Below are 14,932 nucleotides of genomic sequence, written 5' to 3' on the forward strand. Positions count from 1 at the left end.
ACTTAACGACCTTCTTTCTCTTGCAGACGACCTACATACTCCATAACCATATCTTCTGTTACCATTTTACGTACAGGTGCAACACCTCTTTTAGCAAGATCATTGATTTGCTTCGTTACCATATTAATTGCATCCACTGAGAAATGTTTTCCATTTGATGCAAGTGCTACGGCCCCCTCAATAGCTGCTTCACGCTGAGCATCTAATTGTAAAAATGCGTTTACAATTTCATTTTGTTTACGCGAATGTGCTGTAATTGCTTTATGTACTTCCATCTTCTCTTCCCCCTAAATAATTTATACTTTCTTGCTAAGTAACTGCATAAGAAAATAGCTACAATTCCATTGTAAGTCGAATCATATCGCGACAAACAATTCCATTTTCAATAATCTCTTCTTCATAATGCTTTGAAAAGTAATCAAAATCAATAGAAAAAATACGAAAACCACATTTTTGATACAATGCGAGCTGTGAAACACTGGAATTCCCTGTTCCTATCTCAAGTGTATGCATATAATATTCTTTCGCTGTTATAATCGCATGCTGTAACAATTGCCGGCCAATCCCCCGTCCTTGTAACTCTTCTAAAACAGCAATATTCATAATTTCCATTGTTTGCGGTCTTGTTTCAAGCAATACATATACCCCTATAACATTTTCTTCATGTTTGGCAATATATAAAAGGCCTCTTTTCAAATACGAAGTAATTTGCCTCTCACTGGGATCAGCAAGTAACAACAATGACATCGGCGCCTTATCTTGTGAAATACGTTCCATTACAATTCCCATAAAAATTCCCCTCCCTCTCTTGTTCTAAACCCTCCTTGTCTACCATAAGTAATACAAAGGAGGGATTCACCATGGACAACAATGAGAAAAAGTGCAACGTCATCTCGATTGATGGAAAGAAAAAGAAAAACGGAACATATTCCCACCCAAAATTAGTTGTAGATGGAAAAACATACGAGTTTTCCTCGTTCGTCTTATGCGGTGAAACACCAGATGGCAGACGCTTAGTTCTTACTCACATGATTTCGACAGATGAATTTGCAGGATTCGTAAAATCACTAGATGCTGTACTACAAAAGAAAATTGAACGAATCTTTTTTTCATAAAGCTTATTAAATATGAAGTTCCTTTTCAATTGCTGTTAACTGTTTCTGTAATTGCTCCTTACTTTGCTCATATAACGACACATCGATTGTTTCTGCTAAAGCGAATAATATACTTGCATAGTATTGTGTAACGTCTTCTTGCATCACTGTGCTGAATACATCCCATTTCAATTCCCATTCTTGTTTATAGTGCTGGATAAATAGCTCTTCCTCTTCAGCTACATAACGGGATACGACTGGCTCAAGTAATTCCTTTGTATCTTCCTGCATTACTGCTTTATCATTTTTTTCAAAGAAGCTTTTCTCATTTTTGAAATGAGATAACGCCTTTTTAAAATAAGTTGTTTCTATAGAAGGAAATGGCTCTTTATGTGTAATTATTTTGTATTCATAATCTGCTGTGCCATTCATAGAAATCGATTCATTTTCTAATTTACATTTTACCGCAATTTCTTCTCTTACACGTTGCATCGCTTCATCGATCCATTTTTCAAGACGTAGTGACGTTGCACGCATTTCCTGCATTAAATCATGCTGGATAAACGCTACAAGTTCCATCAGACACTCTTGCAACTTAACCTTCACATTCCCATCTGTTCGAAGCGATGCTGGATTAATAAATTCAGTAAACACATCGTTATAACGTAAAAATAGACGTTGTTGCACATAATACAGCAGCTCTTTCACTTCATTTTGCATTGCTTGCTCTTCTGCCAGAACACTATACGATGAAATAATATGAAGTAGTTTTTCACGCTCTGCTTCATATTTTTTTGTTTGCTGTTCTTTCTCATCGTTTCCTTGCTTTGCTCCTTGTATCATATTTGCGAGAAGCTGATCTGCACTTTGTAAGGCACTATATAAAGAGTGGACAGATACAAGCATTAAGTCCCGCATCATAAAGGAGGTAAATGCTTCTTCAAACTTTGTAATCCCTGAATTTTTTAAGATACCATATTTTTCTTTCGCAATACTCTTCCCTTGTTTCTCCTCAAGTGCACATAAACTTGAAATTGCAAAGAGACGTGGATTACGGATACCATACTGGAGAAGTTGATCGGCAATATATCCTTTTACCATATCAAGCTCATCTTGAGATTGAGCTAAGTCCGCTGCGTTAATTAAGAAGAACATTTTATCAAGCGCAAATGTATCTTTGACGCGGCCAAGTTGAATTAAAAATTCACGATCTGCCCTTGAAAACACATGATTATAATATGTCACAAATAAAATGGCATCCGCATTTTTAATATATTGGAATGCAACGTCTGTATGGCGAGCATTAATAGAATCTGCGCCCGGTGTATCAACAAGTGCAACTCCTTGTCTCGTTAAAGCACAGTCGTAGTAAAGTTCCATATATTCAACAAAACATGATTTCTCTTCATTTGCTACATAATCAGAGAATGCTTCTAACGTAACTTGCACTTGCTCTCCCAAATGATTCGCAACTTCGTGATATCCCCTCTGCACTGCTCGTAAAAAACTAAATGTTGTTTTCTGTTTTCCACTTGGTGATGAATATTGCAAAATTGTATCTATTTGTGATAGCGCCTGATCTAATGTTGTTATTTCATAGTGAAACAATTTATAAACAGCTTTCATATCTTCTAGCAGTGCTTCTTTTGATTTAAATTGAACCACAACTGTGCCATGCGTTTTCTCTTCTGTGACGGGCAAAATTTGGTTAATGGTTGCTGTTGTAGGATTCGGCGATACAGGTAATACGTTCTCACCAAGCAATGCATTTGCAAATGATGATTTCCCTGCACTAAAAGCCCCAAATAGCGCCACTGTAAATTGCTTTTTTTCAACACGTTTTCTTTTCCCTACAACTTCTTGATGTAAGTGTTTAAGTGTCGGAAGAGATTCCAATATCGTTTCCGCGCCCTTAACTTGTTCTAATATACGTTGCATATTTAAAGCCGCTGTTTTTGTTACATTTTCTTCATGATAAGAAACGCTATCACCTTGTATGTCTTGTTCTTGTACTGTGAATTTTTCATTTACAATCTGTTTCTTACCTTGCAACACTTTTTCTATTTGCAATCCATCTGGTACAGGTATGTCCCCGCCCCAAATATCTTGTAAGTAGCGTTCGTATTTATCATACATCTCGATATAGTGTAAACTTGTTTCTTTCGCTGTTTGCAGAACCGTATATTGCTCAATTTCTTGTTCAATTTGAGCAACCTCTTTCTCCATTCTTTGCTGTAAAACATCTGTACTGTTTTCAAAGATTTGCTGCGCTTTCATAAAATAACGTTTCTTTAGCTCATTCGCAACATCCGCTGTATAAAGAAGCAAGTAATCTCCTGTAAAACCTGCACCTTGTTTAATGATTTTTGCTAACAATTCAGGATCAAAAGAAATTTGCAGTGCATATACTTCTTTTCCAACTTCTTCAGTAAACATCCCTTCATCTTTTAAGAAAGCAACTATAAACTCTTTCACATGAAAATCAATTTGCGTTTCAACAGTTTTTCCTAACGCTGAATAAAATACATCTAAACGGCGTTGTTTTTCTTGCTCTGTTTTTCCTTTTGCAAACAGTAAACCAACTTTAAATTTCGTTAATTTCGTTTCTAAATATTGATTTGCAAGTTCTCTCATTTCAAATGGCATTAAGTATGCATTGTCTAATATTGCTTGTAATCCTTTTATAAATTCATTTTTTACGTCAGATATTTTATTAGCTACACGCTTTTTATTTTCAAGAAGCTCTTCTTTCTTTTTCGTTACTTCTGAAAGTGATAACGGCGATGCTAATTCTTTTTCATATGGCAAAAGCTGTTTCTCATTTTCTGAAAGAATGAATGCAAAATGCTCTTGTAATAAATACTCCGTCTCTCTTTCCATGCCATTTTGCACATGCTGGTCACGTTCTCGCATAATATCAGCAAGTAAATTTTCTAATTTTAAAATTTCATTATACGGATGGTTCATCATTCGTAAAGAAGTATAAAAAATACCATCTACTTCGATATCCCAGTTAGAAAACGATTGACTCACACTTTGTCTATATGCTTCAAATGACAACTCATTTTCCTTATGTTTATCGATTTGATTAATAACAAGGTAAACTGTTTTATTACGCTGCTTTAATTCTTTCACAAACTGTAAATTCACTTCTGACTGAACATGGTTATAATCCATCATGTAAAAAATAACATCTGCCAGATGGAGCGTTGATTCTGTTGCCAATTGATGTGCATCATCTGTTGAATCAATTCCAGGCGTATCAACGAGCATAACACCATCAGGAATCGGTGCATCATTTCGATAAATATGGACACCAATTACTTCATCACCATTTTTACAAAGCTGTTTCAATTCTTCCGCCGAGTATGCACCGTCGTATTCATACTGTTTTCCGGATTTCACTGTCACAACAACACGGTCCGGTCCCTTTTCAATTTTAACAACGTTCGCACTTGTCGGAATCGGGCTCGTTGGTAATAGTTGTGCTTTATATAAATGATTCATCATCGTCGATTTTCCAGCAGAAAAATGACCGCAAAAAGCAATCATAAGCTGTTCTTTCTTATATTTTTGAATCATTTCAAATAACTTCAAACTATTTTCCGTATCACCATACTTCTGCCATTCTTCATAAAAACAAACAAGTTTTTTCATACTGTTTGTCTGTACTATGTTTGTCATCCCCTTGTTCCCCTTTATTCCAAGATGTATATACCATACTATCATACTAAATTTTCAGGATATTCTCATTAAAAATAAAAAATCCCTTTCATTCTTTTTACAGATAAAAGGGATTCTATGTAAGTTTGTTCATTTTGTTGCTCCGATTCCATTTAATACATATTTTGTAACGATAGCATACACAGCAACCGTTCCAGCAACTAATGCATATACCATATTCCATACACCAACCTTTTTGATAATGATTATCACTTTTGCATATATTTTATCATTAAAGAGAATCATTATCAATATGATTTTAAAAAAAGAAGCTCTTATAAATAAAGAGCTTCTTTACTACCTGTTTTAAAGGAGTGAAAAACTTGCTGTGCACCTTTATTATATCTCATAACAAACATCTTAACAGTTCCAAAAATCGGAAATAACGCTATCTCCTTTTCTTCACATTACTGTATACTAAAAGAGAGCAAAGGAGGGAAATCATGACCCAAAACATTTCACAAGGCGAGAGGATTCATTCTATTGATATGATTAGAGGGATTGCTGTATTTGGTATTTTTCTTGTTAACTGGCCTGTTATTACTGGTGTTGACACTAGTGAAATCACAGGAAGTTATACAGGGATTAACAGTTATATTCGCCTATTTTACGACATGTTTATTCAAACAAAGTTTTATACGATTTTTTCATTTTTATTTGGATTAGGTTTTTATATTTTTATGCAACGTGCTGAGGCGAAAACAAAACATCCAAAAACATTATTTGTTCGTCGCTTACTTATTTTATTGTTATTTGGTTTCTTACATTACGTCCTTTTATGGGACGGAGACATTTTACATAGTTATGCAATTGCAGGTTTTTTCTTATTGTTATTTTACAAAAGACACCCCCACACTATTTTAGTATGCTCACTCATCCTACTAACTCTCTTTCAACTCTTCATATTATTAACGAGTGTCATCATTGCTTTTGTACCGATAGAAGAATTACAATCTTCCCTACCAATTATGCCTTTAGAAAATTGGGGATTACAAGTGCAGGATCGCTTTCACGCTCTTTATTCCGAATCAATCTCGTTCAATATTTTAATGCTTCCAGAAACCGTTGGATTATTCTTACTTGGCTTGTATGCTGGTAAAAAAGACATTTTCCGCCGCACAACAGAGTTAGATGCAAAACTTAAAAAATGGCAAATCATTATGTTCGTTTTAACATTACCTATGTGGTTCTTTATGATCCGCTACTTCGTTACAAAACAACCGTATGAGCCAATCTACATGAGTGGCCTTACAATGTTTAGCGGAAAAACATTATTTATCTTTTATATCTTTACACTGATGCGTTTATTACAGAAAGAAAGATGGCAAAAGCTATTACGTTCTTTCCAATATGTAGGACGTATGGCACTAACAAATTACATTTCACATACAATTGTTACACTGATCGTATTTGGTCTATTTTTCAAAAATTATTTACCAGTTCCATTATGGATAGGCCCACTATTTTGCATTGGTTTTTATACACTCCAAATCTTTATTAGCAAATGGTGGCTCTCCCATTATCAATATGGTCCGCTCGAATACATTTGGCGCTTAGGTACATACGGAAAAATGATGCCTCTCAAAAAGAAAAGCAAGGTCTCTCAATGAGAACCTTGCTTTTTACTTATGCTTCTGTTATAGCACTTTGCACCCGAGTTACTTAATTAGTTGTTATTATTTGAGATTGAGTTGTTTGCTTCGGGTGTTCTTGTTGTAACATTTGGAGTGGCACTGAGCTGTAAAGGCTGGTGGACTTGTTGTGTTAGTAACATGTTCTTCAGTCTTTTTTCATACGTTTCTACTCTTCCAACTCCGCAGCCATCTCGTCCAATACGTTTTCCTTCAAATACAAAAACGCTAACTCCTCTTCCCTCGTCATTCCCTCTTTGCGAATACATGCCTTCCACTAATAACCACTCTGCATCCCCTACGATATTCCAATAACACTTCTGTTCCCTTCGTACAATAACCTCGCGACCATTTCTTTTGAGCTAGCTATCAGTTGTTATCTGCCAGATTTGTCTACGTAAAACACTAAGATAGTATTGCTATTGAATAAAATTTAGATTTTATCTAAGATTCTTTTCTTGATAATGATAGATTTGTGGTAAATTATTATTAATAAAAGAACCTTATTGTCTTTACTCTTATTTCCCTAATACTTCCCTGTATTAATATGTAAAGAAGGGATGATATGGTATTAATAAAAGTAACGCCTGAAATGTTAGAACAGGCTGCAAAGACAGTAAGGAATACTAGACACTTCTTAGAGTATTTACATAAAGATTCATACAATCAAATTGAAAGTATCGCTTCTCAGTGGAATGGAGTGAGTAGCGAACGGTTTTATCAGAGGATTAACGAAGCAAAACCAAAAATGTTTACCGTTCTAATGGAATTAGATAAAGTTTCTAATGAACTAATGAAAGCTGCTGAAAAATTTCGTAATGCAGATGAAAGTTATGAGGGCAACTCAACTAATAAAGACTTAACAGCCAAGAAGACATCTGAGTCAGATGATTCTAGTAATATATTGGATGATATTGCCGATGCGTGGGGTGGTTTCAAGGCTTTAGGTGACGGTGAAACATGGTCAAATATGTGGGATGCTGTAGTAAATTATGATGAAACTTTTCCTGCTATGTGGAACACTTTCTCTGATTCTTTCATGAATGATGTTTGGAATGGAGATGTTGAGAGTGGATTTCGTTGGGGTTCTTACTTTCTAACCTCAATTGCGACAGGATTTATCGGAGGAAAAGGTCTTGATAAGGTTTCTAAGCTCGCTAGAGGAACAAGTATATATAAAGTAACCGAAGCTTTTCCACCACGTTTACAACCTGCTTTTGCAGGTGGTGGCCTAATTGGTGAAGGAATACTTAGTACGCTTCCACCATCAGGACATTGGGGTAATTATTTAAGTGGCTATTTGATGTTTGCTAGACCTTCATGGCGTGCTTCTGAAGATTATGCAGGAGACTTGTATCCTGAGCCAAAATACAGTGACCAAGTATCATTTAAAGATAGGAAGCAAGTACCTTATGGGACAAAGGGAAGCACAAGACCTGATCGCTATAGTCTTGGAGAAGATCACATTATAGAAGTAAAAAACTATAATGTTATGACTCCAAGCGGTAAACGATCGTTAATAAATGTTGTGATAAAACAATTTGAAGATAGATTAAACCATTTACCCGAAGGCGCAAATCAAACTGTTTTGATAGATGTAAGAGGACAAAAGGTGACAAGGGACATACTGAAAGAAATAACAGATGAAATAACTCAAAGAACATTCGGACGTATGGAGATAATTATTCAAAAAGATGCTACAAAGTAGGTGGCTAATATGGCAACAGGTTTTAAAGTTGATTTTTACTGGTATCAACTAGGCACATCAGATTTTGTACATTCATTTTTTTCGACTATCAGCTTTCATTTAGAAAAGGATGGGTGGGGAACAAAATATCCTTTTCTAATGAAAGAGCTATATAACGGAATACTTAAAGCAGAAAATGTTTCTAAAGCAATCGAGGAAGCAAAAGAAGTACATGAAAAATTAAAAATGTTTTTATCATCAGAGGTAGTATGGGATATTGAGGATTTATCTAAGCAACCACCATGGGGAGATAATATTTCCTCTGATATCACAGACCTTTCAAATTATTTTGTAACAAGTGATGGTAAAGATATGTTTGAAGTATTGTTCTATGCGCTTAATGAAGCTATGGAGGAGAATGTTGATTTAGAGATAAAAACATTATAAAGCAATATTTTCAATAAAAATCACTTCAAAAGAGGTGATTTTTATTTTTGTCTAAAAACGAAGGGTTCAATTTGATAGAAGTTTTAAAAATAAGTTATAATAAAAGTATAAGAAATCGGATTCAATATCCACGTTAATGGCAAAAAATTAAAAACCCATCTCACATGAGATAGGCTTAATTACATACTATAATTTATAGTTAACAACTCTCCAGCTTCTTCATAGTCAGCTAACAATCCTTCTAATGTTTGTTCTAACCCTTCTAATCAATCATCAACAACTCCATCCCCCATCATGAACGTAGTATCCCAAACCACCTGAATCATTGAAGTAGTTAATAGAACCAGAACTCCATATACGCCACCAGCTACATCGATTCCATTTATTTCAACCTGGTTTGAAAATTCTCGTATTAGGACGCCAGGAAACCTTCCAAATAATATCCAAATTCGCTAACTAAGGCTTTCATTTTCGCTAAATCACTGATTTGTCCGTTCTTGCACATGAGAAACGCCTTACTCGCTAGGACTTGATATGCAGAGAATTTGTACTTTCTTATCTCTTCTACCATTTCATTTGTCGGTAGATCAAAAATTCTTTCAACCTTCTCTGGCTTAATAAAGATAGAGTCGTCGCCACATACATATAGACCATGTACTCACGTATCAAATGCGTAGTTACTTCCGACACTTTTTTTAATTCTGGATGATACGCAGATACCCACTTTAGAAAAAAACGAAAGTGTTCTTCGTGGCTAGTAATTGTTTTTTCACGTAACCCTTCCGACTTTTTCGCTGACAAAAAATAATCATACGCTTGTTGAAAGTCAAATTCGTACGTTTTAGTTTCTTTTAACGTTTCTACATTACGTGTACTTATACGTCGTTTTTTCATGTTAAGTTTCTCCTCCCAATTTCGAAATAAAATAGGAGAATATATAGGCAACATTACGACTTATTATTAGAGGTAATACGTCGGATATTAACGTTTCACACCCTGTATATTAATTTTTGTATACTTTCTACTTATGCTTCTCTTACAGCACTTTGTACTGGAACTTGTTCTTGTTCTTCTTTTACTTTCACTTTCTCTTTACGCTGCGGCACCATATTAAATACGATATTCAGGAGCACTGCTGACGCACTTCCAAGCACAATTCCGTTATCTGTTAAAATACGAACACTTTCTGGAAGCTGCGAGAATAATGTAGGAACGACTGTTACGCCAAGTCCAATACCTACAGAGCATGCTACAATTAATAAATTTTCTTGTTTTGCAAAATCAACGCTACTTAACATTTTAATACCATATGCCATAACCATACCAAACATCGCTAGCATGGCACCACCAAGTACTGATTTTGGAATGATCGTTGTGATAGCTGCAATTTTAGGAATAAAACCAAGAGCAATTAACATTCCACCGCACGTATAAATAATCACGCGATTTCGCACACCTGTTAATTGTACTAGACCTACGTTTTGAGAATAAGTTGTATACGGAAATGCATTAAAAATACCGCCTAAAATCATGGCTAATCCTTCGGCACGATATCCTTTCGTCAACTCTTTTTCACCAATCTTCTTATTACAAATATCCGATAAGGCAAAATACACACCAGTCGCTTCCACAATACCAACACAAGCAACAAGAATCATCGTAATAACCGGCGTTACTTCAAACGTTGGTGTACCGAAGTAAAATGGCTGAATCCCGTGAAACCAATCTGCTTCTCCAACAGCTTTCAAGCTCACTTTCCCCATAAATGTTGCAACAATTGTACCAAATAAAAGACCAAGTAATATAGAAATAGAACGAATAAAGCCATCAAAGAAACGATACATAATTATAATAAATAATAATACGCCAAATGCTAATGCTAAGTTTTCAAGACTACCAAAATCTTTACTACCTACGCCCCCAGCCATATCATTAATCGCTGCCGGAACTAATGTAACTCCAATAACTGTAACAACAGAACCTGTTACAACAGGCGGGAATAATTTCACAAGTTTTCCAAATAACTTTGCAAAAATAACAACGAACAATCCTGCTGCAATAATTGCCCCGTATATGGAAGATACACCGTACTGTTTCCCAATGGCGATCATCGGACCAACTGCCGTAAACGTACAACCGAGTACAACAGGGAGACCAATTCCGAAAAAGCGATTTGATAAAGCTTGTAAAATTGTTGCGACACCACACATTAATAAATCGATGGATACTAAGTATGTTAATTCTCGTTGATTTAAGCCAAGTCCCCCGCCAACGATAAGCGGAACAATGATTGCTCCAGCATACATCGCAAGCATATGTTGCACACCTAGGGATGCGATTTTAAATGGGTGTTGCTTCATAATTATTTCACCTCCGCAGTTTCATGCTGCACAAATGTAACCGTACCGTTATCAAGTGACGCAATTTCTGCAAGTGACTCTACACGAACACCGCTCTCACGCAGTTTCTTTCCTCCATCTTGAAATGATTTTTCAATTACGATTCCAATTCCTGCAATACTCGCTCCAGCTTGCTCTACTAAACTCATTAACCCTAGAGCTGCTTGGCCGTTTGCTAAAAAGTCATCAATGATTAATACACGATCATTTTCATCAATATGATTTCTAGATAATGAAATCTCATTCGTTTCTTGTTTTGTAAATGAGTATACTTTCGCAACATACATATTATCTTGTAACGTTAACGATTTACGCTTTCTTGCAAAAATCACTTTAACACCAAGCTCTAAAGCAGCCATAACTGCTGGTGCAATCCCTGAAGATTCAATCGTCACGATTTTTGTAATATTCTCTTCTTTAAAACGCTGTGCAAATTCTTTTCCGATTTCTTGCATAAGTACTGGATCAATTTGATGATTTAAAAAAGCATCTACCTTTAATACATCACCAGATAAAACCGTTCCTTCATTTAAAATCTTTTCTTGTAATACTTTCATGTTTGTTCCTCCTCTTATGCAATAAAAAAACTCCAAAAGCCGCCACCACTCGTTACAAGTGAGAGACGTGCTTTTGGAGCTTCGCAAAAAAAGAATGCTAAACTAGCAATATATTCGTCCTCACTCATAGTCAAAGTATTTACGGTACTTCGGTAGAAACTTGCAGGCCATATCCCCGCGATTATATGAGTGTAGCTAACTTATTTATTTTATAGAAGGATTATAACGCACTTTTTTTACTTTGAAAAGCATTTCTAGAAAAAACACGTACAAATTTTATAAAAATCTCTTTTTTGTTCGATTTTTGAAAACCCTTTCTCTCATCATTCATCAAATAAATTTATCCTGCAATATGAGCCGAATTAAGAGTCCCATTACTATTTCCATCTACTATAATACAATGACCCCAGAACATATCCCCATCCGCAAAATATATTGTAAAATCACCGTCTGAATAAACACTTACGCTCTCTAATTCCATACAATCAATGAACATTTTCTCTGTAATCTCATCTACCTCTGCCTCATCATCATCCTGTAACCATTCATTTGCTAATCCTACTAATTCTGTTGCTGCAAACCGTTTAATTTTTCTGTTCCATTCATTTTTCTCTTCGAAAAGTGCATATGCTGTTTCTAAAGCCGCCGTCATCATACACTCATCTTTATTCCAATCAAAAGACAAACTGCATTTTTCACCAGCCCAAGAAATTTGCTTTTCAAATAACTCCACACTTTTGTCAAGTACAAATTCACCTAATACCTTATCTTGATAATAGACTGGTTTCATTGCATCTTGTAATATCTTTTCTAATTCATTATCTCTATATGTTACATCCAAAACTTGAACAAGCATCATCGCATTTTCGGCCCTACGTATCAGCAACCTTACAACAGTATTTTCTTGTAAGACTTCTCTTGATCGTCTCAATTCTGCATCATTGATTAACCATTCAAGTCTTAGTTTTTCTTCTATAATCAATTTATCATTACACAAATCTTTCCATGCAATCAAAGGGATTGACGCACTCCACAAAATAGCATCACCTGCTCTTCCCGCACCTACGCCCGATGCCCCTGTAACAGCTGCTATCTCAATAATCTCTTCTGTAAATCTATTTTCAAATCTATTTGTTTCACCTAATTCTCTCATTTTCATTTCGCTCCCCTTTATATTACTTCATTACAAGTAGGATAAAAAAAATCTTTTATTCCCCTTTACAAATCATACTTTCACAGTTAGCCAGTGTCATCTAACTTCTTTCCTTTTACCAAATTTCAAGTTAGGTGTTCTATTGCCTACAAGCATTGTCATAAACCATTTTCAAAAATTCAAAATGACCTCCATTTGTCTTTTGAATAAAAGTACCAATCGCTTCAAAACCTACTTTCCTATAAACCTTTATCGCCCTTTCATTAAATGTTGCTACTAATAGTGTTATATATTTTGGTTGATATTTTCTTTCACAAAAAGCTAAACCTTCCTTTATAAATGCCAAGCCTAAACCATTTCCAGTCATATTCGGTTTCATGCCAAGCCCAATATCCACTGTATGAATATCTATTTTATGAAAACTAAAAAATCCAACAAACTGACCATTCTCACTAACAGCAAAGGTTGTTTCTCCGCGTATTTTAAAATCTAAAAACGCAGCTAAATCTTCCTGATCAGCTTCCATATCATAAAAAGAATACTTCCCCTCATAGTGCCAATGATACGCAATTTCTTCCGCTTGCTTTTGTGTCATCACTTCAAAAGTATAATTCACTCCCATTCTCCCTTAAATAAAGCACCTATACAGTAAAATATTCACTCATAAAAAAGGACCGCATATATGCAGCCCCTTTTCTTTTTTATAACTCGTAAATCTCTTTATATTTTTCTTCTAAATAATCTGCTAGGTAACTTGCATTTAACCCTTCACCTGTTACGTCCTCTAAAATTTCTAGCGGTTTTTTTGTTTTCCCATATTGGTGAATATTTTTCGTTAACCATTCACGAATTGGCGTCACATTTCCTTCTTCTAACAGTGCATCGAAGTTAGGAATTTCTTCTAGCATCTTATGTTTAAATTGCGCTGCATACATATAGCCAAGTGCATAAGATGGGAAATATCCAAACGAGCCATCTGCCCAATGTATATCTTGCAACACGCCTTTAGCATCTGTTTCTGGAAGGATACCTAAATAATTCTCCATCTTGTCATTCCATGCTGCCGGTAAGTCTTTTACTTCCAATGTGCCATCAAATAATTCTTTCTCCAGTTCATAACGGACCATAACATGAAGAGGATATGTAAGTTCGTCTGCCTCAATCCGTATAAAAGAAGGCTTTGATTCATTAATAGCATCATAAAATTCATCTACAGACACATTTTCAAACTGCCCATCACTAAATTGTTTCAATACATCATAATTTTTCTTCCAAAATGATTTATTACGTCCAATAAAGTTTTCAAAGAATAGTGATTGCGATTCGTGAATTCCCATTGATGTACCTTTGCAAAGTGGTGTTCCTTCTAATTCCTCTGAAATATTTTGTTCATAGACAGCATGCCCACATTCATGAATCGTTCCGAAAACTGCCATACGGAAATCATTCTCATCATAGCGAGTCGTAATACGAACATCCCCTCTATTTAATGTAATTTCAAAAGGATGTATCGTTTCATCTAGACGGCCAGCCTCGAAATTATAATTTAATTGTTTTAATAACTCTAACGTAAAATTCTTTTGTTGTTCTTTTGAAAAATGTTCAAATAAAGCATTTGTTTTTAACTCTTTATTTGACTCCGCAATTTCTTTTACAAGCGGAACGATGCGCTCACGTAGTTGTCCAAACACATGGTCTAATACTTCTACTGTAAGACCTGGCTCATACATATCTAAAAGCGTATTATATTTATAAGTTTCATAACCCCAATATGTAACAAATTTCTTCTTATATTCGACAATTTTTTCTAAATACGGCCTAAACATTTCAAAATCAGATTTTTCACGCGCTTCTCCCCAAACACTTTCCGATTTCGCTTGTAATTTAACAAACTCTTCATACTCAGCTTGTGGAATTTTTTTATTTCGATCATATTCTTTTCGGCACTCTTCTACAATTTTCTTTGTTGTTTCAGAAATTTTTTTCTCAGAAATTAAAACTTCTAATTCATTTAAATACTTTTCCATTTCTTGAGAAGTTGATAATGCAAACACTTCTGAAGAAAGCATTCCAATTACTTCTGAACGCTGATCCACTCCATTTTTAGGTGCCCCTGTGCGTAAATCCCAAAATATTAAACTTAATGCTTCTCCGTAATTTTCTATCTTCTTTACATATGCTAAAAATTCTTTTTCTACTTCAAGTGTAGCGATTGTCATATTATTTTGCCTCCTTTTCTAT

15 protein-coding genes and 1 riboswitch are annotated in these 14,932 nt (G+C 35.1%); of the genes, 4 read left to right on the forward strand and 11 right to left on the reverse strand.

Going from position 1 to position 14,932, the window contains the following annotated elements; genetic code table 11:
• Positions 1 to 2: 2 nt before the first annotated feature.
• A complete protein-coding gene (locus ACX5JI_RS13075; protein WP_459501469.1) occupies positions 3 to 275 on the reverse strand; it encodes a YpbS family protein in 273 nt (90 codons plus the stop codon).
• Positions 276 to 333: 58 nt separating this feature from the next.
• Positions 334 to 789 carry a GNAT family N-acetyltransferase gene (locus ACX5JI_RS13080; protein ID WP_459501470.1) on the reverse strand — a complete coding sequence of 152 codons (456 nt, stop codon included), beginning with the start codon at positions 787 to 789 and terminating at the stop codon, positions 334 to 336.
• Positions 790 to 860: 71 nt separating this feature from the next.
• Between ACX5JI_RS13080 and ACX5JI_RS13085 the strand changes: the two genes are divergently transcribed.
• The gene (locus tag ACX5JI_RS13085) at positions 861 to 1,115 is read left to right on the forward strand and encodes a DUF3931 domain-containing protein (protein ID WP_000369734.1); all 255 of its coding nucleotides are present in this window, start codon (positions 861 to 863) and stop codon (positions 1,113 to 1,115) included.
• 6 nt (positions 1,116 to 1,121) lie between these two features.
• On the opposite strand, the gene ACX5JI_RS13090 is transcribed toward ACX5JI_RS13085, so the two are convergent.
• Both ACX5JI_RS13090 and ACX5JI_RS13095 read right to left on the reverse strand, forming a co-directional pair.
• Positions 1,122 to 4,778, reverse strand: a complete 3,657-nt coding sequence (locus ACX5JI_RS13090; RefSeq protein ID WP_459501471.1) for a dynamin family protein — start codon at positions 4,776 to 4,778, stop codon at positions 1,122 to 1,124.
• Between the two features lie 129 nt (positions 4,779 to 4,907).
• The gene (locus ACX5JI_RS13095) at positions 4,908 to 5,030 is read right to left on the reverse strand and encodes a hypothetical protein (protein WP_459501613.1); all 123 of its coding nucleotides are present in this window, start codon (positions 5,028 to 5,030) and stop codon (positions 4,908 to 4,910) included.
• A 230-nt stretch (positions 5,031 to 5,260) separates the two neighbouring features.
• Between ACX5JI_RS13095 and ACX5JI_RS13100 the strand changes: the two genes are divergently transcribed.
• Positions 5,261 to 6,427, forward strand: coding sequence for a DUF418 domain-containing protein (locus tag ACX5JI_RS13100; protein ID WP_459501472.1), 1,167 nt, complete (start codon positions 5,261 to 5,263; stop codon positions 6,425 to 6,427).
• 56 nt (positions 6,428 to 6,483) lie between these two features.
• Here ACX5JI_RS13100 and ACX5JI_RS13105 read toward each other — a convergent pair whose 3' ends face one another.
• Positions 6,484 to 6,726, reverse strand: a complete 243-nt coding sequence (locus ACX5JI_RS13105) for a hypothetical protein (RefSeq protein WP_459501473.1) — start codon at positions 6,724 to 6,726, stop codon at positions 6,484 to 6,486.
• Positions 6,727 to 7,013: 287 nt separating this feature from the next.
• Between ACX5JI_RS13105 and ACX5JI_RS13110 the strand changes: the two genes are divergently transcribed.
• Both ACX5JI_RS13110 and ACX5JI_RS13115 read left to right on the forward strand, forming a co-directional pair.
• Positions 7,014 to 8,156 (forward strand): WXG100 family type VII secretion target, encoded by a 1,143-nt coding sequence (locus ACX5JI_RS13110; RefSeq protein WP_459501474.1) that lies wholly within the window; start codon positions 7,014 to 7,016, stop codon positions 8,154 to 8,156.
• A gap of 9 nt (positions 8,157 to 8,165) precedes the next feature.
• Entirely contained in the window at positions 8,166 to 8,582 is a 417-nt protein-coding gene (locus ACX5JI_RS13115; protein WP_459501475.1) for an immunity 70 family protein, read from the forward strand.
• A gap of 564 nt (positions 8,583 to 9,146) precedes the next feature.
• Here ACX5JI_RS13115 and ACX5JI_RS13120 read toward each other — a convergent pair.
• The 6 genes from ACX5JI_RS13120 to ACX5JI_RS13145 all read right to left on the reverse strand — a co-directional run bounded on the left by ACX5JI_RS13120 (position 9,147) and on the right by ACX5JI_RS13145 (position 14,910).
• Positions 9,147 to 9,476 carry a site-specific integrase gene (locus ACX5JI_RS13120; protein WP_459501476.1) on the reverse strand — a complete coding sequence of 110 codons (330 nt, stop codon included), beginning with the start codon at positions 9,474 to 9,476 and terminating at the stop codon, positions 9,147 to 9,149.
• A 131-nt stretch (positions 9,477 to 9,607) separates the two neighbouring features.
• Positions 9,608 to 10,942 carry a xanthine permease PbuX gene (pbuX, locus tag ACX5JI_RS13125; RefSeq protein ID WP_459501477.1) on the reverse strand — a complete coding sequence of 445 codons (1,335 nt, stop codon included), beginning with the start codon at positions 10,940 to 10,942 and terminating at the stop codon, positions 9,608 to 9,610.
• Between the two features lie 2 nt (positions 10,943 to 10,944).
• Entirely contained in the window at positions 10,945 to 11,538 is a 594-nt protein-coding gene (locus ACX5JI_RS13130) for a xanthine phosphoribosyltransferase (protein ID WP_459501478.1), read from the reverse strand.
• 107 nt (positions 11,539 to 11,645) lie between these two features.
• Positions 11,646 to 11,747, reverse strand: a riboswitch (purine riboswitch).
• A 131-nt stretch (positions 11,748 to 11,878) separates the two neighbouring features.
• A complete protein-coding gene (locus ACX5JI_RS13135) occupies positions 11,879 to 12,697 on the reverse strand; it encodes a DUF2262 domain-containing protein (RefSeq protein ID WP_459501479.1) in 819 nt (272 codons plus the stop codon).
• Positions 12,698 to 12,830: 133 nt separating this feature from the next.
• Positions 12,831 to 13,307, reverse strand: coding sequence for a GNAT family N-acetyltransferase (locus tag ACX5JI_RS13140; protein ID WP_459501480.1), 477 nt, complete (start codon positions 13,305 to 13,307; stop codon positions 12,831 to 12,833).
• 85 nt (positions 13,308 to 13,392) lie between these two features.
• Positions 13,393 to 14,910, reverse strand: a complete 1,518-nt coding sequence (locus tag ACX5JI_RS13145) for a carboxypeptidase M32 (RefSeq protein WP_459501481.1) — start codon at positions 14,908 to 14,910, stop codon at positions 13,393 to 13,395.
• Positions 14,911 to 14,932: the final 22 nt, after the last annotated feature.

This window comes from Bacillus sp. C1, from assembly GCF_054570475.1.